General features: G+C 70.3%; 18 protein-coding genes. 9 read left to right on the forward strand and 9 right to left on the reverse strand.

What is annotated here, in order from left to right:
* The first annotated feature begins 147 nt into the window (after positions 1–147).
* The 3 genes from ACFYO0_RS13915 to ACFYO0_RS13925 are packed head-to-tail and all read left to right on the forward strand — an operon-like array spanning position 148 to position 2,428.
* Positions 148–951 (forward strand): glycosyltransferase family 2 protein, encoded by an 804-nt coding sequence (locus ACFYO0_RS13915; RefSeq protein ID WP_388674581.1) that lies wholly within the window; start codon positions 148–150, stop codon positions 949–951.
* Positions 948–1,643 (forward strand): DUF2064 domain-containing protein, encoded by a 696-nt coding sequence (locus ACFYO0_RS13920; protein WP_388674583.1) that lies wholly within the window; start codon positions 948–950, stop codon positions 1,641–1,643. The genes ACFYO0_RS13915 and ACFYO0_RS13920 overlap by 4 nt, the downstream gene beginning before the upstream one ends.
* Complete coding sequence (locus tag ACFYO0_RS13925; RefSeq protein ID WP_388674585.1) at positions 1,640–2,428, forward strand: class I SAM-dependent methyltransferase; 789 nt, start codon at positions 1,640–1,642, stop codon at positions 2,426–2,428. Before ACFYO0_RS13920 ends, ACFYO0_RS13925 begins: the two co-directional genes overlap by 4 nt.
* Before the next feature lie 355 nt (positions 2,429–2,783).
* Here ACFYO0_RS13925 and ACFYO0_RS13930 read toward each other — a convergent pair whose 3' ends face one another.
* Positions 2,784–4,022, reverse strand: coding sequence for a molybdopterin-dependent oxidoreductase (locus tag ACFYO0_RS13930; protein WP_388674587.1), 1,239 nt, complete (start codon positions 4,020–4,022; stop codon positions 2,784–2,786).
* A 219-nt stretch (positions 4,023–4,241) separates the two neighbouring features.
* Here ACFYO0_RS13930 and ACFYO0_RS13935 point away from each other — a divergent pair, with 219 nt between their 5' ends.
* Positions 4,242–5,648: a hypothetical protein gene (locus tag ACFYO0_RS13935; RefSeq protein ID WP_388675438.1), complete on the forward strand. Its 1,407-nt coding sequence runs from the start codon at positions 4,242–4,244 to the stop codon at positions 5,646–5,648.
* A 24-nt stretch (positions 5,649–5,672) separates the two neighbouring features.
* Here the strand turns inward: ACFYO0_RS13935 and ACFYO0_RS13940 are convergent, their stop codons facing one another.
* A complete protein-coding gene (locus ACFYO0_RS13940) occupies positions 5,673–5,870 on the reverse strand; it encodes a hypothetical protein (RefSeq protein ID WP_388674589.1) in 198 nt (65 codons plus the stop codon).
* 46 nt (positions 5,871–5,916) lie between these two features.
* On the reverse strand, positions 5,917–6,705 hold the full coding sequence (locus tag ACFYO0_RS13945; protein WP_388674591.1) for an alpha/beta fold hydrolase: 789 nt from the start codon (positions 6,703–6,705) through the stop codon (positions 5,917–5,919).
* 87 nt (positions 6,706–6,792) lie between these two features.
* Here ACFYO0_RS13945 and ACFYO0_RS13950 point away from each other — a divergent pair, with 87 nt between their 5' ends.
* On the forward strand, positions 6,793–8,196 hold the full coding sequence (locus ACFYO0_RS13950; protein ID WP_388674593.1) for a PLP-dependent aminotransferase family protein: 1,404 nt from the start codon (positions 6,793–6,795) through the stop codon (positions 8,194–8,196).
* Here ACFYO0_RS13950 and ACFYO0_RS13955 read toward each other — a convergent pair.
* The 4 genes from ACFYO0_RS13955 to ACFYO0_RS13970 all read right to left on the reverse strand — a co-directional run bounded on the left by ACFYO0_RS13955 (position 8,111) and on the right by ACFYO0_RS13970 (position 11,774).
* A complete protein-coding gene (locus ACFYO0_RS13955) occupies positions 8,111–8,995 on the reverse strand; it encodes a hypothetical protein (RefSeq protein WP_388674595.1) in 885 nt (294 codons plus the stop codon). The genes ACFYO0_RS13950 and ACFYO0_RS13955 overlap by 86 nt on opposite strands.
* Positions 8,996–9,198: 203 nt before the next feature.
* On the reverse strand, positions 9,199–10,050 hold the full coding sequence (locus tag ACFYO0_RS13960) for an ABC transporter permease (RefSeq protein ID WP_388674597.1): 852 nt from the start codon (positions 10,048–10,050) through the stop codon (positions 9,199–9,201).
* Positions 10,047–11,075, reverse strand: coding sequence for an ATP-binding cassette domain-containing protein (locus ACFYO0_RS13965; RefSeq protein ID WP_388674599.1), 1,029 nt, complete (start codon positions 11,073–11,075; stop codon positions 10,047–10,049). The genes ACFYO0_RS13960 and ACFYO0_RS13965 overlap by 4 nt, the downstream gene beginning before the upstream one ends.
* Before the next feature lie 306 nt (positions 11,076–11,381).
* Entirely contained in the window at positions 11,382–11,774 is a 393-nt protein-coding gene (locus tag ACFYO0_RS13970) for a hypothetical protein (RefSeq protein WP_388674601.1), read from the reverse strand.
* Between the two features lie 223 nt (positions 11,775–11,997).
* Here ACFYO0_RS13970 and ACFYO0_RS13975 point away from each other — a divergent pair, with 223 nt between their 5' ends.
* Entirely contained in the window at positions 11,998–13,023 is a 1,026-nt protein-coding gene (locus ACFYO0_RS13975) for an endonuclease/exonuclease/phosphatase family protein (protein WP_388674603.1), read from the forward strand.
* A 122-nt stretch (positions 13,024–13,145) separates the two neighbouring features.
* On the opposite strand, the gene snpA is transcribed toward ACFYO0_RS13975, so the two are convergent.
* Positions 13,146–13,820 (reverse strand): snapalysin, encoded by a 675-nt coding sequence (gene snpA, locus ACFYO0_RS13980; RefSeq protein ID WP_388674605.1) that lies wholly within the window; start codon positions 13,818–13,820, stop codon positions 13,146–13,148.
* A 208-nt stretch (positions 13,821–14,028) separates the two neighbouring features.
* Between snpA and ACFYO0_RS13985 the strand changes: the two genes are divergently transcribed.
* Positions 14,029–15,009 (forward strand): LysR family transcriptional regulator, encoded by a 981-nt coding sequence (locus tag ACFYO0_RS13985; protein ID WP_388674607.1) that lies wholly within the window; start codon positions 14,029–14,031, stop codon positions 15,007–15,009.
* 8 nt (positions 15,010–15,017) lie between these two features.
* Here the strand turns inward: ACFYO0_RS13985 and ACFYO0_RS13990 are convergent, their stop codons facing one another.
* Positions 15,018–17,096, reverse strand: coding sequence for a PhoX family protein (locus tag ACFYO0_RS13990; RefSeq protein WP_388674609.1), 2,079 nt, complete (start codon positions 17,094–17,096; stop codon positions 15,018–15,020).
* Between the two features lie 273 nt (positions 17,097–17,369).
* On the opposite strand from ACFYO0_RS13990, the gene ACFYO0_RS13995 reads away from it, so the two are divergent.
* Together ACFYO0_RS13995 and metG are read left to right on the forward strand one after the other, a co-directional pair.
* On the forward strand, positions 17,370–19,175 hold the full coding sequence (locus ACFYO0_RS13995) for a VWA domain-containing protein (protein ID WP_388674611.1): 1,806 nt from the start codon (positions 17,370–17,372) through the stop codon (positions 19,173–19,175).
* Positions 19,176–19,356: 181 nt separating this feature from the next.
* Positions 19,357–21,072, forward strand: coding sequence for a methionine--tRNA ligase (metG, locus tag ACFYO0_RS14000; protein ID WP_388674613.1), 1,716 nt, complete (start codon positions 19,357–19,359; stop codon positions 21,070–21,072).
* Positions 21,073–21,247: the final 175 nt, after the last annotated feature.

The raw sequence follows: 21,247 nt of genomic DNA on the forward strand, positions 1-21,247 counted from the left end.
AGGGGCGCACGGCTGTCTCGCGTCCGGGGCCCGGAGACCTCGCCCGTCCTTGATTCGTAAGGAGATGCGAGCGGACTACGAGTCTGCGGACGACGTCCCCGTTTCGTAAGGAGCCGCTGCCCAAAATGCCCGCTTCCCGTTCGTACTGTGAAAGCCGTGTATCCCAACCCCACCACGAAACCCGACGTCGATGTCGTCCTTCCGTGCCTGAACGAAGCCGCCGCGCTCCCCTGGGTGCTGGCCTTCATCCCCGAGGGCTGGCGCGCGCTCGTCGTGGACAACGGTTCCACCGACGGCTCCGCCGACGTGGCCCGCGATCTCGGCGCAACCGTCGTCCATGAGGAGCGGCGCGGCTTCGGGGCGGCCTGCCACGCGGGGCTGCTCGCCGCCACCGCGGACATCGTCTGCTTCTGCGACTGCGACGCCTCGCTCGATCCGTCCCTGCTCGTGCCCTTCGTACGCGAGATCCGGGACGGCGAGGCCGACCTGGTGCTCGGGCGGCGGCGCCCGCAGGGCCGTGGCGCCTGGCCGGCGCACGCCCGCGCGGGCAATCTCGCGCTGTCCCGGATGCTCCGCCGCCGCACCGGCGTACGCCTGCACGACCTCGGCCCTCTGCGCGCCGCCCGCCGCGAGGACCTGATCGGCCTCGGCCTCACGGACCGCCGCAGCGGCTATCCCCTGCAGATGGTCGTCCGCGCCGCCGACGCCGGCTGGCGCATCGCCGAGCACGACGTCCCGTATCTGCCGCGCACCGGCACCTCCAAGGTCACCGGCACCTGGCGCGGAACCTGGCACGCGGTACGGGACATGCGCCGGGTGCTGACGGAGCCGGCGTACGCCACCAGCCAAGGAACCGCCGAAGGCACCGGCCAAGGCCCCGGCCGAGGAACACCCCCGGACTCCGGCCGAGGAACCGCACATGGACCCTTCCAAGGAGGAGCCCACCGATGACCACCTTGCTCGTCATCGCCAAGGAACCGCGACCCGGACGTGTGAAGACCCGGCTCACCCCGCCGTTCACGCCCGAGGAGGCGGCGGCGCTCGCGGAGGCCGCGCTGGCCGACACCTTGAGCGCGGTGCTCGCGACGCCCGCGGACCGGCGGGTCCTGGTGCTCGACGGGGAGCCGGGGCCGTGGCTGCCGCCCGGCGTCGAGGTGGTCCCGCAGTGCGCGGGCGGGCTCGACGAGCGGCTGGCCGCGGCGTTCGCGGGCTGCGCGGGACCGACGCTGCTCATCGGCATGGACACCCCTCAGGTGACCGCCGAACTCCTCGCTTTCGGGGCCGACTTCACGGACTGCGACGCCTGGTTCGGGCCCGCGGAGGACGGCGGTTTCTGGGCGCTGGGGCTCGCCGAACCCGACCCCGCGCTGCTGCGTGGCGTACCGATGTCGACGCCCACGACAGGCGCCGTGCAGCGGGCCCGGCTCACCACCGCCGGACTGCGCGTACGCGATCTGCCACGGCTGCGGGACGTCGACACGGCGTACGACGCCTGGCTGGTCGCCGAGCAGGTCATGGTCCAGGGGCAGGGCGGCCGGTTCGCGGCGGAGTTCGACCGGCTGGCAGCGGGCGTGCGGCGATCGGAAGTCGAGCGATCCCTCGCCGAGCGATCCGTCGTCGAGCGATCGGTTGTGGGGCGATGAGCGTTGCGGATACGGCGCGTACTGCGACCGCGGCGGGTACGGCGACCGCGTGGTGCGTCGACCCGTACGCGGACGCCCTCCGCGACGGGCGTGGCCCGCTCTTCCTTCGCCGAACCGACGGATGGCTGCTCCCGCTGGAGATCGAGCGGTGGTGTGCGCGGGCCGACGCCGCCGATCTGTCCGCGCTGCGGTGGTGCGAAGGGGCCGTACTGGATGTGGGCTGCGGACCGGGGCGGCTGGTCGCGGACCTCGCCTTTCGGGGCCGGACCGTGCTCGGGATCGACGTCAGCGAGGCGGCCGTCAACCACACCGTGGAGCTCGGCGGGCAGGCGCTGCGCCGGTCGGTGTTCGAACCGTTGCCGGGGGAGGGCCGCTGGAACACGGCACTGCTCATCGACGGGAACATCGGAATCGGCGGCGACCCGGACGCCCTGCTGCGCCGGATCGCCCAACTCCTCGCCCCGAGCGGCCTGTTGATCGCCGAGACCGCACCCGTGGACGTCGATGAGCAGGTCCAGGTCCGTGTCACCGACGCCCAGGGAGCCGCCGGAGCCCCGTTCCCCTGGGCCCGGCTCGGCAGCCGTGCCCTGCTGAAGCGCGCACGCCGGCTCGGCTGGCGTACGGACGGTCAGTGGACGGCGGACGGCCGCTGCTTCGTGGCCCTGCGCCGCGCCCGCACCGAACGGATCAGCATCCACAGCGCCGACACCCCGAACAGCACGGCCGTCATCAGCAGCCAGCGGGCCAGGAAGCCCTCGCCGGACGAGCCGGTGGACGCCTCGTAACGCCGCTCGACCCGCCCGCTGATCAGCGGGAACCACACCAGCAGGAGCAGTCCGGACAGGGCCGCCGGGACACGGACGAACATCAGCCACTCCCGGCGCCCGACCGCACCGAGCACCGCCCGGACGACCCGGTCGGCAGCGGCGTACAACGGCAGCAGCACGAGGTCATGCAGCAGCGCCGCCCCGACCATCCACATCAGTACGCCCCACCAGTCCCCCGCGAGCAGCTGTACGCCGGCATACGCGACGAGCGCGAACGAGCAGGCCAGAAGCAGTAGTTGGAGGGGGCCCTCGCCGTACCAGCGGCGCCACCGGTTCCGTACGGTCGTCATGCGTCCGCGCATTCGTACGTCCATCACAGGTCTCCGAACGTCAGCCGGGATACCCACTTGGTGTTCAGCACTCCGGGCGCGGCGGGGACGATGATGCGCGCCGGGTAGCCGTGGTCGGGGGTCAGCGACTCGCCATTGACGTACAGGGCGAGCAGCGAGCGCGGGTCGCGGACCTGGTTGTCGCGCAGGGCGGCCCGCCGGAATGCACCCCGCCGCTGAAGGGACTCCACGAACAGATCGGGCGCCTGGCCCTGGTCGTACCCCGCCAACTCCGCCAGATCCCGCAGCCGTACGCCACGCCACCACTGGTTGCCCGTCGACCAGCCCTCCACGCAGGCGATGGGCAACGCGGCGCTGTAGAGGGGCAGCTCATGGAGCTGCGCCCGGCTGAGACGGACCGTGCGGCGCCCCTCGACGACGAGCCGCCACGCCTCGTCACTCGTCTCGTCCGCCCGGATCCCCACCGCCGCGGCCGTCTTGTTGATCTGGAAGCCGCCGGGTCCCGAGCCCGGCTCCGAGCCGCCGTGCGGCGCGAGAACCGCCGTCTGGCGCAGTGGCCCGTCGAAGTTCTGGCCCACGGTCGTGGCGAGCAGGAACAGCGAAGAACCGCCGACCAGTTGGAGCGCGCCGCGCCGGGAGACGGTGGGCGGGTCGGGCCGGGGCGACACCAACTCCCCTTTTTCTCCTTCCCCTTCGCCACGTTCGCGTCGGATGTTGCGCAACACCGTCGGCGTCTTCAGCACCGTGTGCGCGACGAAGGCGGCGAAGAACACCCAGGCGCCGTAGAAGTGCAGGGGATAGAAGGAGCCGGGGAAGACGTAGTCGAGCTGGACGTTCAGCACTCCTGTCACGAACTCGAACAGGGCGCTTGCGACCAGCACGAGCAGCGAGAGCCGTTCCAGGGCGTGTCCGAGCGAGCGCGCGGGCGGCAGCTCGAAGAGCTTCGGCACGACCGACCACAGCTTGGCGAGGAGTACGGGGATCAGGGCGATGCCGAGCGTGACGTGCGTGCCCTGGTTGAGGCGGTACAGCCAGGGCGGGTCGGTGGGCCAGGCGAAGAGGTAGAAGCCGAGGAGGCCCTTGTCCGGGGTCTTGTCGTTCACGGGCGAGAGGTTCGGGTTGTACGCGGCGTACGACACGAGGCCCGTCACGAAGAGGATGGTGATCCCGGCGAGCAGCACGACACCGAGCAGCGAGGTGACCCGGGGGCCGCGCAGTGGGCTGCGCCAGAAGGCGGGGGAGGTGGGGAGCCGTTCGCTCATGCCCCGACGGTAGGCCGGTGCGGGCGGGCCGAGGGGGGATCGACTCATGACGAAAGGCTGACGTTCGTGCTGGCCGGGGCGCCGAGGGGTGGCCTCGGCCCTAGCGTTTCCGCTGTGAACCGTGACCTTCTCCGGAACCCTGGCCAGAACCGGCACCGGGACCGGCACCAGGACGACCGCGACGGCCTTCGTGATGACCGTGATGACCTCCGCCAGGACATCGGCCTGGGAACCGACCAGGACGTCGGGCAGGACGTCGGCCGTGGCTCCCGTCGGGGCCTGCGCCCTGACCTGTACGCCGCCGGGGTCGCGGTGCTCCTCTTCGCCACGGCCGCCGTCGTCGGCCACGCCATCGAGAACTCCAACGGCTCCCTGCACCTCGCCTGGGCGCCGCTGTACGCCTGGTGGTCGCCTCAGGTGGGGCCCGGTACTCCGGCCGCGATCACGGTGGCCGTGGCGGTGATCGCGTACGGTCCCTCTCTCGCGGCCCGACTGCCGTGGCGGGCGCTCGTGCCGGTGACCTGGTTCGTCGCCATGGCCTGGACGTGGTCGCTCGCGCTGATCGACGGCTGGCACTACGGAATCGAGCGGCGGCTCACCACACGCTACGAGTACCTGACGGTCATCGACCGCTTCGACGACATCGGCGCGACCCTGCGGGGCTTCACCCAGCACATCCTGATCGACTCGCCCGACCACTGGCCCCCGCACATCGCCGGCCATCCACCCGCCGCGACGCTCACCTTCGTCTGGCTGGACCGGATCGGCCTCGGTGGCGGGGGCTGGGCGGGCGTCTTCTGCATCACGGTCGGCGCTTCCGCCGCCGCGGCGGTCCTCATCGCCGTACGTGCCCTCGCCGACGAGACACTGGCCCGCCGGGCCGCTCCGTTCGTCGCCCTGGCGCCGGCGGCGGTCTGGGTGGGGGCCTCGGCGGACGGTTACTTCGCGGCGGTGGCGGCGTGGGCAGTGGCGTTGCTGGCGCTGGCGGCGACCCGTGGGCGCAGGGTTCCGGCCTACGGTTGCGGGTTCGGTTCCGGAGTGCTGCTGGGCTTCACCGGCTATCTGTCGTACGGGTTGACCCTGTTCTCGATCATCGCCGTCGCCGTGCTGCTGCTGACCTGGCGCCAGTGGCCGCGCACGCTTCTCCTCCCGCTGCTGGCGGGGGTGGCCGTCGTGCCGGTCGCCTTCACGCTCGCGGGCTTCAACTGGTGGGAGGCGTATCACCTGTTGGTCGAGCGGTACTACCAGGGCGCGGCCGCCATCCGGCCGTACTGGTACTTCGTGTGGGCGAACCTCGCGTGCACGGTGCTACTCGTGGGACTGGCGGGGGTGGCGGGGCTGCGCCGCACGATTGCCACCGTGCCGGCCGCTTTCCGCCGCCTGCGTGCCGGCGCCCCAACCTCCATCGACCGGCTTCTCGGTCTGGTCCTCGCCGGGCTCCTCATGGTGCTCGTCGCCGACTTCTCCGGCATGAGCAAGGCGGAGACGGAACGCATCTGGCTTCCGTTCGCCTTCTGGCTGCTGCCCGCGACGGCGCTCTTGCCGCGAGGCGGGCAGCGGGGGTGGCTTGTCGCCCAGGTGACGGTGGCGCTGACGATCAACCACCTGTTCCATACGGGGTGGTGAGCGCGGGGTTCCTCCCGGCCATTTTCAGGGCCTTTCCTCCGTGGTGGACACAGCCCGGCGCTTCAATGTCTCGGTCACTGCCAGCGTGGCCGGAACCCGGATGTTCAGCTTGCGCGGATTCCCGAAAAGGGCCTCTTCGCTTCCCATCGGGTAGCCGGTTTCGGGATCGAAGAACACGGAAGTCCGCGAGGTGCTGCCCTTCCAGACCTCTTCCTGAGTCACCGCAACCATCCAAGTAAACCGGACGCCCGCAGCCTCTTGATCTTGCTCAAGCAGAGCCGTCGACGTAGTCCAGGAACCTCGTCAGGACCTCGTTGAACTCCCCCGGACGTTCCAGGTTCGGCATGTGGGCCGCTCGGGGGATGACGTGGAGCGTGGAGTCGGGAAGGGCTTCGGCCATCGCCTTCGCGTCCGGGACGGGGGTGTACTCGTCGTCCTCTCCCACCACCACCAGGGCCGGAACCGTGACCTGAGTCAGAAGCTCGCGGTAGTCCGGGCGTTCCGCCCGCCCGCGCAGTGCCGCTGCCGCGCCCGGCGGCGACGTGGCGGTCATCATGCCGTGGACGTGGGCGGCCACGGCGGCATCGGCGTACGGCGCGACCATCTTGTGGAGGACCTCGTCCGCGTAACCCCGCATGCCCTCCCTCAGGAGCCGGTCAGCCATCTCGTTGCGGGACTTCCTTCCGGCCGGAGTCTCCGGGGAGGCGAAGGTGTCGGCCAGGATCAGGCCCCGGATACGGTCCGGGAACCGGGCGTAGCACTCCATGACGATCTGGCCGCCCATCGACAGGCCGCCCAGGACGAAGTGCTCCACGTGCAGTTCGTCCAGGAGAGCCGCTATGTCCTCGGCGAACGTGGACAGTGGCGTGACACCGGGGACGACCGGCGACGCGCCGTAACCACGCAGGTCCGGGGCGATCACCCGGCGCGTCGCTGATAAGGCCGTGACCTGCGGCCTCCACATCGTGTGGTCGAACGGGTGGCCGTGGATCAGGACAAGAGGCAGGGGAGTTGAGAGTTTCGCGCCTTTGTCCTCGTATGCGAGGAAGGGAGCCATGAGTGGACCCTAGGTCGCATCGCATACTCGGTGCAATGAAAACTTTGCCCTCGGTGCAATCCTGAGGGCGATGGGAAAGGTGCGCGCGTGGAGGACTACCGGCGGATCGCCGACCGGCTGGCCGAGGAGATCCTCACCGGGCGGCTCAAGCCCGGTGAACGGCTGCCGCCGCAACGGGTGTTCGCGCGACGGCGCCGTATCGCCGGGTCCACGGCCGGGCGCGTCTACGCGGAGTTGGTGCGGCGAGGGCTCGTGGTCGGCGAGGTGGGCCGGGGGACGTTCGTGCGGGCGGGGCCGGTGCCGTCGGGGCGGGCGCTGGCCGAGGAGGAGGGGAAGGAGCAGGGCAAGGCCGCTGGGCCGCGTATCAATCTGGAGCTCAACTACCCCTTCGCGGAAGGGCAGTCGGAGCTGCTCGCCGTCGGGCTCGCGCCGCTGCTGCGGGCCGACGTGCTGGCGGAGGCGACGCGTACGGCGTCCGCCACCGGCACGCCCGCCGCACGCGAAGCCGCCGCCGGGCTGCTGGGCGGTTCGGGGTGGCGGCCCGTTCCGGAGCGGGTCCTCTTCGCCGGGAACGCCCGGCAGGCGATCGCGGGCGCCCTCGCCTCACTCGTACGGCCCGGAGGGCGCGTCGGCGTGGAGGCGCTGACGTATCCGCTGGTCAAGGAGATCTCAGCACGGCTCGGCATCACCCTCGTACCGCTCGCGATGGACGATGAGGGACTGCGGGCCGACGGCCTCGTCGCCGCCCATCGCGCCGCGCCGCTGTCCGCCGTCTACGTCCAGCCGACGCTTCACAATCCCACCTCCGTGACGATGGGGGACGGGAGAAGGCGCGAACTGGCCAGCACGCTGCGTGAGTTGGACCTTCCGGTCGTGGAGGACCGGATCTGGTCCTTCCTCCGGGACGGCCAGGCGGGCCCCACTCCCCTGGCCTCGTACGCCCCCGAGCGCACATACCTCGTCGACGGGCTGTCCAAGCGCGTCGCACCCGGCCTCACGGTCGGTTTCCTCGTCGTGCCGCGGGGGCGGGTGGACGCGGTCGGCGAGGCGCTGAGGTCGGGCGGGTGGACGGCGGGACGGTTCGCGCTGGAGGCCGCGGTGCGGTGGATCGGTGACGGGACGGTCGAGCGGCTCGTCGCGGCCAAGCGGGCGGACGCGCGGGCGCGGCAGCGGGTCGTCGAGGAGTGGCTGGGGGAGTTCGCCGTACGGGCCGATCCGTACGCGTACTACGCCTGGTGGCAGCTGCCCCCGCCCTGGCGCGCGGATACGTTCACGGCCGCGGCAGCGGCACGCGGGGTGGCCCTCACGCCGGGGCGGGCGTTCGCCGTGGAGCCCCAGCGCACGCCCCTGGGCGAGCGCACGCCGGCCGCGCGTCCCGCCACGCCGGGCTCCGCGACGGATGCCGTCAGGCTCGGGCTCGCGTCTGTTTCTGTGCCGGTGCTGGAGGAAGCTCTGAGCATCGTGCGCGATGTCGCGCGACACAGCCCGTGAGCCAGGCCGTCGCCGCCACCGTGAGGCCGAGGGCGAGGATGATCCACGTCGCCGTGCGGAGTGTGGACGTGAGGGCGTCGTAGACCGTGCCTGCCGCGACGCGGGAGACGTGGGGCGGGAGGTCGGCGAGTGTCAGGGCGCGGCCCACTGCCGTCGCCAGGGCGAGGAGAGCAGCACCCAGCGCCGTGCCCAGGGCCGTCGCCATGATCGCGCGGCGGCGGTGCACCGCGAGGAGGATGCCGCCGACGGCCAGTGCCAGCGCAGCGATCGGGAGCCAGAAACCCGCGAACTCCAGCATGCGGAAACCCTTCCGGAGCGTGGCCACTTCCCGGCCCTCGAGAACCGTGATCTCGGTGTGTGTAACGGGGATACGGTGCGCCAACGGCACGCGGTCGTCGGCCAGCCGGTCCTTGAGCTGCCGCGTGACCGGTGCGAGGTCGAGGGTGACCGCGTCGTCGCGTTCGCCGCGCAGGGCCCGTAGGACGGCCTCGTGTGCGGCCCGGTTCGCGGTGTCCCAGGCGGCGCGGAAGGCCGGCGTACCGGTGAAGGACTGCACCGCCTCGCGCACGAACCGCCGGACCTCGCCCTCGAGCGACCTGGCCTCGACCCTCGTCATGATCCCGTCGGTGACGGTGTCCGTGACCGCCCCGCGTACCTCGGACCCGGTGGCGAGCGGCCCCATGGTGGCGACGTACCGCCGGGTGTCGCCGATCTCGTAGGTCGCCCACATCGAGAGCCCGCCGAGCGGCACGAGGAGACAGCCGAGGACGATCAGTACCGCCGAAAGGACTTTCCGCACAGCTCAAGAAAGGACCCCGGCCGTGCCCAGAAGCCTTCGGGGCACGGCCGGGGTGACTGCATCCGGACGTGGATTGCGTTCTTCCGAGGGACAGGGGCGGCCCCCGCAACGCGCACGCGCGCAACTGCTACTTGCGGTTTTGAAGTTCTCTCCCGGATGAATCCGGGAGACTCTCCCCTGGATCGCTCCGCGTGATGGATTGATCACTTGCGGTTATAGAGCCGCATCGTCACCGGCCCGAGGACCGCCACGAACGCCGCGGCCCAGCCCAGCGTCCACGCGATCTCTTCGGTCGGCCAGGAGCCCCCCATCAGGTCGCGGACCGCCGAGGAGACGTGGGTGATCGGGTTGTTGTTGACGAAGGCCTGCAGCCAGCCCGGCATCGTCTCGGGGCGGACGAAGATGTCGCTGAGGAAGGTCAGCGGGAACAGCACCATCATGCTGACGCTCATCACGCCCTTCTCCGTGCGCATCAGCAGACCGACCATCGTCCACACCCACGAGAAGGCGAAGCAGAAGACGATCAGCAGCACCACGCCCGCCACCACGCCGGTGAAACCACCGTCCGGGCGGAAGCCCATGATCAGGCCGACCGTCAGCATCACGATCGACGCGAGCGCGTAGCGCACGGCGTCACCGAGCAGATAGCCGACCATGGTCGACGGCCGCCAGATCGGCAGCGAACGGAAGCGGTCGAAGACGCCCTTCTCGATGTCGATGTTGACCGCGAGGCCCGTGTACATCGTGATCATGGACACGGACATCACGAGGATGCCGGGCAGCAGATACTGGATGTACTCGCTGGGGGAGCCGGCCAGGGCGCCACCGAACAGGTACGTGTACATCAGCACCATCATGATCGGGAACGCCGTCACATCGAACAGCTGCTCCGGTACGTGCTTGATCTTGAGCATCGCCCGCCAGCCGAACGTCAGCGAGGTCTGCAGCGCGTTCGGCCTCGGCGGCCGCTCCCGGGCGACGAGCAGTTCGGCCAGGCTCTCGGTGCGGACCGGGGCGAGTTCCGTGCTCTCGGTGGTCTGGGTCGCGGTGCTCATGCCGTGGCCTCCTTCGTCTGTGCCTCGGTCGTCCGGTCGTGGTCGGTCGGGCTGCCGGTGAGGGCCAGGAACACCTCGTCCAGGCTCGGCTGTCCCAGCGAGAAGTTGTCGACGATGATGCCCGCGCGGGCCAGTTCGGCGAGGGCGCGGGAAGCCTTCTCGGAGGGGCCGCAGCCGTTCCCCTCGCCGTTGCCGCCGACCCGGGCGGTCAGGGCCACCGGGTCGGGTTCCAGTTGTACGTCCGCGTCGAGGGCCTGCCTGAGCAGCAGCTCGGCGTCGGGGCGCTGGTCTGCGTCCCGCAGCCGTACGTGCACGGCGCCGGCGCCGACCGAGGCCTTCAGCTCGCCCTTGGTGCCCTCGGCGATGACCTTGCCCTTGTCGATGACGGCGATCCGGGACGCCAGCTGGTCGGCCTCGTCGAGGTACTGCGTCGTCAGCAGCACCGTCGTGCCCTGGGCGACGACGGCTCGCACGATCTCCCAGACCTGGTTGCGGCTGCGCGGGTCCAGGCCCGTCGTCGGCTCGTCCAGGAACAGCAGGTCCGGGGTGTTGAGGATCGACGCGGCGATGTCGATACGGCGCCGCATGCCGCCGGAGTAGTTCTTCACCTGGCGGCCCGCGGCCTCCGACAGGCCGAAGGCGGCGAGGAGTTGGGCCGCGCGGTCGTACGAGGCCTTCTTGCTGTGGCCCGTCAGACGGGCCAGCAGTACGAGGTTCTCGGTGCCGGTGAGGTCCTCGTCGACGGAGGCGTACTGCCCGGTGAGGCTGACCCGGCTGCGCACCGCGTCCGCCTCCCGTACGACGTCGTGGCCGAAGACGTGGGCCTCGCCGCCGTCGGGGCGGAGCAGGGTCGCCAGCATCCGCACCGTGGTCGTCTTGCCCGCGCCGTTCGGACCGAGCAGGCCGTACACCGTGCCCCTCTCAATGCGCAGGTCGACGCCGTCCACGGCGCGGTTGTCGCCGAAGGTCTTCACCAGGCCGGCGGTCTCGATGGCCGGCCCTCCGGCCAGGTGATCGCTTTTCATGTCCGCCCCATCCAGTCCTCTACGAGTGCTGAGCTGTCGTTGAGATGTAGACCCCCACCGGGCAGCAAACTCATCGTAGGTTTCGGCACTGGATCCGTCGTGGGCTTTTTGTCCTAGTCCCGCGCTCGGTCCGGGGTACTCCTCCGGGCGGCAGTCCTTGGCAGAAGTCATGCCGTGAAGGTAGCGGGCCTATAGGTCAGATCTTGTCCGCTTGGGCCTGGTCTGCACTGTCGTCGTTTTCGTCGTTGCTGTCGTTGCCGTCGTTGCTCTCGTTGCCGGTGTCGCCGTGTCGCCCTCGGTCTCCGGTCACTTCTCCGTCGTGTAGAAGCGGTAGAACACGACCGCGAAGGCGCCCGCCGCCACCGCGAACGCCACGGCCGCCGACCTCAGGACGCTCGAGCCGGTGAGGCCGTGCAGGAACCCGACCGCGACACCGGCGAATCCCGCCCACGCGGCGGCGCGCAGTTCGCGCGGCAGGTGCGTGCCGAGCAGACGCAGCCCGAGGTACGCGGCCACGAAGGCGAACGCGGACACGAAGCCCAGCAGGACGTTCCAGCCGGTGATCGGCCCCGCGTCCCGTCCGATGGCGGCGGCCCACAGGCCGAAGACGATCCCCCCGAGCACGGGGGCGGTGAGCTTCGATGCGACCCGTGCGGGGCTGCCGTGCCACCGAGCGGCACGAGGTGCTGCGTGAGCCATGACCCCACTCCTCTCTCCTCGCCCCTGCCTCCAGAGCACACCTGGGGAGCGGAGCGGGCAAGTCGTAGGGGCCAACCTGCTCTCCAGTCCGCCCTGGAGCCCGGCGGCCGACCGTACTCGTTCGTCTCGGCGACAACCGGGCGCGTGGAGGCGCAGGAAATGAACCCTCCCCCCACTCACCCCGTCTTTGAGGGAGGATCCAGGCAGAACGGGAGGTACGGACTTGGGTACTGCTACGACTGAGGCGGACGAGTGGGCCGACGACCCGGTGACGCGTCGGCCCGGGCACGCAGCCGGCGCCTGGATCGCCGGCCTGCTGCTCCTCGGCGTGAGCATCGTCGTAGGGTGCCGCATCGCCGACACGGACGGCATCACCCCCGTACCGCAAATCATCGCGTTCCTGCCCTGGCTGCTCGCCCCCACCGCCCTCGCCCTCCTCCTCGCCGGCCTCGCCCGCTGGCGCGTCGGCCTCGTGTGGGGCGTGCTCGCGGCAGCGGCGGTCGCCTGGTTCGTCGAGCCGTACGGGAAGACGAGCGAGCCGAAAGGAACCCCGGTCGCGGAGCTGCGGGTGCTGACGTCGAACGTGGAGTTCGGCCAGGCCACCGATGAACTGATCGAGATCGTACGGAGCGAAAAGCCGGACCTCGTGTTCGTCGAGGAGTGCGAGACCACCTGCGACGAGAAGCTGACACAGGCCTTCGGCAGCGACCAGGCGCAGGGGGCAAGAGGCACGTACCCCTACCGCCAGGCCGTGGAAGGGTACGGCTCAGACGGCTCCGTCATCCTCAGCCGGTACCCCCTCAAGCCGGCCCCCGGCGTACGGGGCACCATGGGCATGCCCGGCGCGACCGCCGACGTGAAGGGCCGCGAGGTGAGGGTCCAGCTCGCCCACCCCATGCCCCCGCTCCCGGCCCACGTGGACGACTGGCAGAGGGAACTGCGCGCCCTCCGCGACTACGCCGCCGCGGACAAGACCCGCCCCACCATCCTCGCGGGTGACTTCAACGCCTCCCAGGACCACGCCGCGTTCCGCCGCATCCTGGACACGGGCCTGCGCGACGGCGCCCGGCTCACCGGCGACGCCCGCATCCCGACCTGGCCGGCCAGAACGGTCCCGGCCTTCGGCGCTCAGATCGACCACATCCTGGTCTCCGAGGACTTCGCGGCGGACAGGGCCCGCTTCCTGGACCTGAAGAACTCGGACCACCGCTCCTTCCTCCTCGACGTGACCCTCCACGAGCGCGACTGACGACTGAAACGCGGTGTGGGCCGCCCCTGTGCAGGAGGGGCGGCCCACACCAGTGGGGGGTGGCGACTTGCGGACTATGGGTTTTCGATTTTCGGTACGGGGCTGATGGGGCCGTACGCGGACTACCGGTCCTGGTTCACCTTCTGCAGGGCCTTCGCGAGGCCGTTGGCCCACAGCTGCTCGACCTCGGCGCGCTCGTTCGCGTCAGGGTTCGCGTTCGTGCAGGACGGGCCGGGGCCGCCGCCCGACATGAGTTCGCTGCACGGGCCCTCGTAGTGGTCCGGCAGACCGAGGACGTGGCCGGTCTCGTGGGCGGTCACGCGCGTGGAGTCGTACTCCTCGTTCTGCGCGTAGTCGAGGAAGATGTAGCCGCCGCCGTGGCCGTCCGTAGAGGCGTACGAGCCGCGCGGGTCGTTGCCCTCGCGGTACTCGAAGTCGGCGTTGGAGCCCTCCTGGAGCTGGACGTTCGCGACCGAGCTGTTCCAGATGGAGGTGGAACGGTCTATCTGGGCGCCGAAGGTGGGCGCGTCGGAGGCGTCGTAGACGACGGTGACCGCGGCGGCGCCCGGGTTCGCGGCCCGCTTCTCGGCCACGGACTTCAGTACGGCCTGGAAGAACGCCTCGTTGGCCTTGGCCTCCTCGGACGAGCCGTGGTAGCCGGTGACGGAGGTCGTCGAGGTGGCGGGGGCGGAGGTCGAGGCCGCCGAGGCGGGGACCGCGCCGAACGCACCGGCCGCGAGGCCGAGTCCGACGGTGGCTGACAGCACCGTTCTGGATTTGGGCAGGGACAGTCGCACGATGATGACTCCTTGAGTGGGGGGTGAGTCGTCGTCATCGGTGAGTGTCGACGCCTGTGCGGCGGCTGTGATGATGGCAAGTGGTGATAGGACGCAGCTATCAGGTGGTGGTTGCGGTCGTCACCGGTCGTTTTCCGCACCAACTCGCCCACTTCAGATGCGATTTGTGCGTCTGGTGTGACCGAGACGTGCGTCCTACGCTCACCCCATGGAGCTTGAGGTCAGGCACCTCCGTGCGCTGTGCGCCATAGCCGACACCGGCAGCCTGCACCGCGCCGCACGCCAACTCGGTGTCGCCCAGCCCTCGTTGAGCACCCAGCTGCGCCGGATCGAACAGGAGCTGGGCGGCGCCCTGTTCACCCGCGAACGCACCGGCTGCCGCCCGACCCCGCTCGGCCGCGTCGTACTCGGCCGGGCCCGCCCGCTGGTGGCCGAAATGCGCGCCCTGGTGGCGGAGGCCCGAACTGCCGCCGCGGTGGACGGACCCCAGCTCCGTATCGGCTCCACCGCGAGCCGGGCCCTCGCGGGCTGGCTGCGCCGACTGCGCGCCCGCAGCCAGGAACCGGTCCTCCAGATGGACGTCTCGCCGAACGCGCTGCTGCGCATGCTCGCCGACGGACAACTCGACATCGCCTTCGTTCACGAGGTGGAGGGCAGCCCGCTGCGCATCCCGGACGGGCTGCGGCTGCGCGTACTGGTCGAAAGGGAACCGCAGTTCGTCTCGCTGCCGTCGAACCATCCGGCGGCGGCGCATCCCGTGGTCCGCCTCTCCGAACTGGCCGAAGACCGCTGGATGATCGACCCGACCGTCGACGGCGAGTGGGACGCCGTCTACCGGATGCTGCGCTCGGCCGGCCTCAACCCCCGTGTCCTGCACGGCGATTACCACACCGCCGCCTCCCTGGTCGCCACCGGCGAGGTCGTCACGGTCGTCCAGCCGACCGCCCAGCCCCGCCCCGAGGCCGCGGTACGCCGCATCCACGGCGACCCCCTCGGCGTACGTCTGCTCCTCGCGGCCCGTACACAGGAGGAGCTGGACTCCGTCTATCCGGAACTGGAGGAGGCGTACGAGGAGGTCGCCCTGCAGGCGCCCGGCTATCGGGAGTGGCTGGAAACGACCGGGAAAACCGAAAAAGAGGGGCGCCCGTCCGGAGAAGGACGCCCCACGCACGTACCCGTCAGAACTTGACGTTGCGCTCAGACGCCGATGTCGCGGCCGTCCTTGCGGTACACCGCGACCACGGACGGGCGGACGTACGTGCCCGGGCCGTCGGGCCAGGTGCTCGCGGGCTTCTCGACCGTAGCGCCGTCGATCTCGCCCGGGTGCTGGACCGCCACCAGGACGCGGCGGTCCTGGACGATCGGGCCGCAGGTCTCGGCTCCATTCGGCATGGTGAGGAACTGCTTCAGCTCACCGCGCCGGTCGCCGCGCGTAGCTACGCCGAACAGACCGTCGTGGTAGCCGAGTTGGGCGCCATCCGTGGAGATCCACAGGTTGCCGTACCGGTCGAAGGCCACATTGTCCGGGCAGGAGATCGGGCTGACCTTGTCCTTCGGGAAGCCCGCGAAGTAGGTCGCCGGGTCCTTCGGGTCGCCCGCGACGAGGAACAGCGACCAGGCGAAGCTCGTGCTCTCCGGCCGGTTCCAGCGCTCGGTGAGCTCCAGGACGTGGCCGTGCTTGTTGGCGTTGCGCGGGTTGGCCTCGTCCGCCTTGGCGTTCGTACCGACACCGCGGTTGCTGTTGTTGGTGAGGGCGACGTACACCTTGCCGGTGTGCGGGTTCGGCTCGATGTCCTCGGGCCGGTCCATCTTGGTCGCGCCGACCTTGTCACCGGCGAGGCGCGTGAAGACGAAGACCTCCTCGGCGGTCATGCCCTCGACGTGCGAGACGGCTCCCTTCGCGGTGGCGGTGGCCAGCGGTATCCACGTACCGCTGCCGTCGAACTCGCCGTCGTTCGGCAGCTTGCCCGTGCCGTCGATCTCGATCGCCGGGGAGTCGCCGGTGAGCTTGGCGACGTACAGCGTGCCCTCGTCGAGGAGCGTCAGGTTGTGCTCGCGGGCCCGGCGGCTGTGGCCGTGGGCCATCCGCTTGCTGCCGACGAACTTGTAGAAGTAGTCGAAGCGCTCGTCGTCACCGGAGTAGACAACCGGGCGGCCGTCGTTCGTGAGGCGGACGGTCGCGCCCTCGTGCTTGAAGCGGCCGAGCGCGGTGCGCTTGCGGGGCGTGGAGGTGGGGTCGTACGGGTCGAGCTCGACGACGTAGCCGAAGCGGTGGACCTCGTTCGGCTCCTTGGCCACGTCGAAACGCTTGTCGAACAGCTCCCACTTGCGCTCGGAGGCGGCGGTGCCGATGCCGTAGCGCTTGTCCGTCGCCCGGCTGCCGTTGGCGAAGTACTGGTTGAAGTTCTCCTCGCCGTGCAGCGTCGTGCCCCAGGGGGTCTCGCCGCCCGCGCAGTTGTTGAGCGTGCCGAGGACCTTCGTGCCGGTCGGGTCGGCGGAGGTCTTGAGAAGGTCGGACCCGGCGGCCGGACCGCTGACCTTGAACTCGGTGGTAGCGGTGACGCGCCGGTTGAGGTGATGACGGGGAACGGCGGTGAGCTTGCCGCTCTTGCGGTCCTCCTCCACAACGACGACGGACAGGCCGTGCGCCGCCCAGGCGATCTCGGCCTGCTCGCGGGTGGGCTTGGCGGAGTCGTAGCCCTTGAACATCAGGATCTCGTCGGTGTACTCGTGATTCGCCACGAGAAGCTGACGACCGGGCTCCGGCAGCGGAAGCAGACCGAGGTAGTCGCAGTTGTAGCCGAACTGGCCCGCCTGCGCCTTGGCGCTCTGCTTGTCCGGGTCGAAGGCGGGGGCGCCGCGGAGGATGGGCTCGCCCCAGCGGATGACCACGTTCTGGGCGTAGCCCTCCGGGATCGTCACGGTGTCGGCGGTGTTCGGCGCGACAGGCGTGAACCTGAGGCCGCGCGCCCCCTTGCCGTTGCCCTTCTCGTACGCAGCGGGGGCGGCGCCCTCGCCGGCCTGCGCGGCGGCCTCCGGGGCGCCGGCGCCGATGACCGCACCCCCGGCTGCCGACGCGACCGTCACCACGGCGGCGGCCCGCATCATGGAACGGCGGCTGAGCGCACCGGCGATGACATCGCCGACGTACTCGTTGGTGGTGGTGTTGGGCACCTCATGGAAGCAGGCGTCACCACACCGGAATCTACAAGTCATCGCCGAACGGCCACCGGGGTGCGAGCCGGTCGAGCCGATCAGTGGCAGCAGGTTGCGCACGGTCCCTCCCAATATTTCCTGGGTCGGCCGTGACGCTAGGGGCACGCGCGTTCGGCAACACTGCCGATAGGTGAACACAGAGTGAATGTGGGGGAGTTGAACGTCCGTTGGCCGGGTGCTGACCGTGCGCCGACGTCGTCGGTTCAAGTTGAGATCTGGTCGAGGCCTGATCGAGTTCCGGGCCTGAAGAAGATCTCCAAATCTGGCGGCTAACCTTACGTGTCCGTCCTGGCCAGGGATTGACGGAAACAACTCATGTGAAGGGTTGCGCTCATGGGCATTCTCAACCTCCTGCGAAACGCATTCGGAAAGTCACGCAAGGGGCGTACGTCCGAGGGTGCCGATGTGCCTGCGGCAGCTGAGCGGGAGGCTTCGGCTTCGGTGCCGGCTCCAGCTGCAGAGCCGGCACCGGTGACTCCGGCGTCGGAGCGGACGGCTTCCGAGCCGGTGCCTCCGGCGGCTGAACGGAAGGCTCCCGAGGCGGAGGCTTCGGTGCCGGCACCGGCACCGGCACCGGCTGCTGAGCCCAAGGGCTCCGCTGTGGATGACCTGGTGTCGGCGGCGTTCGACAACGTTTCGGTGCCGGCGGCACCTGCGGCGCGAGAGCAGGAGCGTGAGGCTGAGCCGGAGGTGCAGCCGGAGCCCGCTGCGGAGAAGGCCCCGGTGGCAGAGGCGGAGCCCGAGGTTGAGGCTGCCGCTGAGGAGCCGGTGGTCGAGGCGGCTACCGAGCCGGAGCCGGAGCCTGCGGCGGCTGAGGCAGAGCCCGAGCCCGTCGTCGAGCCGGAACCTGCGGCAGCTGAGGCCGAGCCGGAGCCCGTCGTCGAGCCGGAGCCCGAGCCGGTCGTCGCTGAGGCGGCACCGGAGCCCGAGCCCGTCGTCGAGCCGGAGCCCGAGCCCGTTGCGCCTGAGCCCGAGCCGGTCGTCGCTGAGGCGGCACCGGAGCCCGAGCCGGAAGCCGAACCCGCGCCCGCCGCCGAGCCGACACAGACGCCCGCGCCTGAGGCGGAGCCGGAGCCCGCCGCGGCCAAGGCGACACCGGAAGCCGAGCCGGAGACCGAAGCCAAGCCCGCGCCCGAGCCTGTCGTCGCCGAGGCGACACCGGCACCGGAGCCGGTCGCCGCTGGGGCAACAGCGGAAGCCGAGTCCAAGCCTGAGCCCGTCGCCGCCGAGGCGACCCCAGCACCTGCGCCCGCGCCGGAGGCGGTCGTCGCAGATGTCAGCCCGGAGCCCGAGCCGGCCGCCGCCGCTGCCGAGGTAGCCCCCGCCGCCGAGCCGACCCCGGTCGCCGCCCAGGCGGACGAACCCGCAGCCGCCGACGGCGACCAGGCCCCACAGGGGCCACCCGCACCTGACAACGAAAGCGCCACGCGTGGTGCGGGTGGGAACGACAAGGCCGAAGGCGAAGCCGAGGCCGTCAAGACCAGCGAACCCGCAGCCGGAGGCGAACCCGTTCCTGCGACCCTCCTCACCGCCTACAACGCCGCCCGCGAAACCCTCGCCGCCCACAGCCTCACCGGCACGACCGCCAAGGTCTACCTCGTCCTGGACCGCTCCGCGTCCATGCGCCCGTACTACAAGGACGGCTCCGCCCAGGCCCTGGGCGAGCAGGCCCTGGCTCTCGCCGCCCACCTCGACCCCGAGGCGAAGGTCCACGTCGTCTTCTTCTCCACGGAACTCGACGGCACCGGCGAACTCACCGTCACCGACCACGAGAACAAGATCGACGACCTCCACGCGGGCCTCGGCCGCATGGGCCGTACGAGCTATCACACGGCGGTCGAGGAGGTCGTGGGCCACTACGAGAAGTCCGGCACCAAGGACCCCGCCCTCGTGATCTTCCAGACGGACGGCGCCCCGGACGCCAGGACCCCCGCCACCCAGTCCCTCACGGACGCGGCGAAGAAGTACCCCGCCGTCTTCTTCTCCTTCGTCGCCTTCGGTGACCCGGAGAACAAGGCCTTCGACTACCTCCGCAAGCTCAAGACGGACAACACGGCCCACTTCCTGGCCGGCGAGACCCCGCGCGAGCTGACCGACCAGGAGCTCTACGAGGGCGTACTGGCGAACTGGCGCCCGTAACCGACGGAGGCCCACCCCGCACCAATCACCCCGCACCGCCCAGGCCGTCCGCTTCCCACCGTGAAAACGGGAGGCGGGCGGCCCACTCATGTCGGCTACGATTTCAAGGTTCCATAGACGACCCCGACGACCCCAAATGTCACCGTCGTCACCCTCTGTAGCGACTTGGGAGCAGCCCCCGATGGCTCGACACCTCATCACCAGCGCCCTTCCGTACATCAACGGGATCAAGCACCTGGGCAACATGGTGGGGTCCATGCTCCCGGCGGACGTGTACTCCCGCTACCTCCGCCAGCGCGGCCACGACGTCCTCTACATCTGCGCGACCGACGAACACGGCACCCCGGCCGAACTGGCGGCCAAGGAGCAGGGCATCCCGGTCGACGAGTTCTGCGCGCAGGCGCACGACCAGCAGAAGGCGATCTACGACGGCTTCCAGCTGGCCTTCGACTACTTCGGCCGCAGCTCCTCCCCGCAGAACCGCGACATCACGCAGGAGATCGCCCGCGAGCTGAAGGCCAACGGGTTCATCGAGGAGCGGGCCATCCGCCAGGTGTACTCGAACACGGACGGCCGCTTCCTGCCGGACCGCTACATCATCGGCACCTGCCCGCACTGCGGCTACGACAAGGCCCGCGGCGACCAGTGCGAGAACTGCACCCGCGTACTGGACCCGACCGACCTCATCGAGCCGCGCTCGGCGATCAGCGGCAGCAGCGACCTGGAGATCCGCGAGACCAAGCACCTCTTCCTCCTCCAGTCCGCACTGGCCGGCGAGGTCGAGTCCTGGGTCGACGAGCGTGCCGACAACTGGCCGATCCTCGCCTCCTCCATCGCCCGCAAGTGGCTGGCCGAGGGCCTGCACGACCGCGCGATCACTCGTGACCTGGACTGGGGCGTCCCGGTCCCGGCCGACACCTGGCCGGACCTGGCCGCCGAGGGCAAGGTCTTCTACGTATGGTTCGACGCCCCGATCGAGTACATCGGCGCGACGAAGGAGTGGGCGGACAAGGACCCGGAGAACCGTGACTGGCGCTCGTGGTGGTGGGAGTCCGACGCGGACGTCCACTACACGCAGTTCATGGGCAAGGACAACGTCCCCTTCCACAGCGTGATGTTCCCGGCGACCCTGCTGGGCACCCGCGCACCGTGGAAGAAGGTCGACGTCATCAAGGCCTTCAACTGGCTCAACTACTACGGCGGCAAGTTCTCCACCTCGCAGCACCGCGGTGTCTTCACCCACGACGCCCTGGAGATCCTCCCCGCCGACTACTGGCGCTACTTCATGATGGCGAACGCCCCGGAGTCGGACGACTCGTCCTTCACCTGGGAGCACTTCACTGCCACGGTGAACAAGGACCTGGCGGACACCCTCGGCAACTTCGTCAACCGCGTCCTGTCCTTCTCCCGCAAGCGCTTCGGCGACGACGTCCCCGCGGGCGGCGAGCCCGGCGAGGCGGAGGCCAAGCTGGGCAACGAGATCGCCCGCCTGCTCGCGGAGTACGAGGAGCAGATGGAGGCCATCCAGTTCCGCAAGGCGGCGGCAGCCCTGCGCGCCCTCTGGTCGGCCGGCAACTCGTACCTGGAGGAAAAAGCCCCTTGGCTTGAGATCAAGACCAACCCGGAGGGCGCGGCCCTGACCCTCCGCACGGCGATGAACCTCATCCACCTCTACTCGGTGGTCTCGGAGCCCTTCATCCCGGGATCGGCGAAGGCCATGCGCTCGGCGTTCTCGCTGCCGGACGACACGGCAGCGTGGGTCGCTCCGGAGGAAGCCCACGCCCTGATCGCCGTCCCGGCGGGCACCCCCTTCACCGTCCCGCCGGTCCTCTTCGCGAAGATCACGGACGAGGACCTGGAGACGTACAAGGAGCGCTTCGGCGGCGCAGCGGAGTAACCAGCGCAAGGGCCCGGTTGCGTACTACGACGTAACCGGGCCCTTGCGTTTGAAGGATCAGCTTCCTGAGGCGTACGTGACGAAGTCCGCCCCCGCGTCCGGCGTCAGCGCCGGCTGGGGGCCTTCGATGTTCTTGGAGTCGCGGACGTCGACCCTGGCGGGGGTGGCGGCGATC

Source organism: Streptomyces sp. NPDC006365, from assembly GCF_042870755.1.
GTDB classification, from domain to species: domain Bacteria; phylum Actinomycetota; class Actinomycetes; order Streptomycetales; family Streptomycetaceae; genus Streptomyces; species Streptomyces xiangluensis.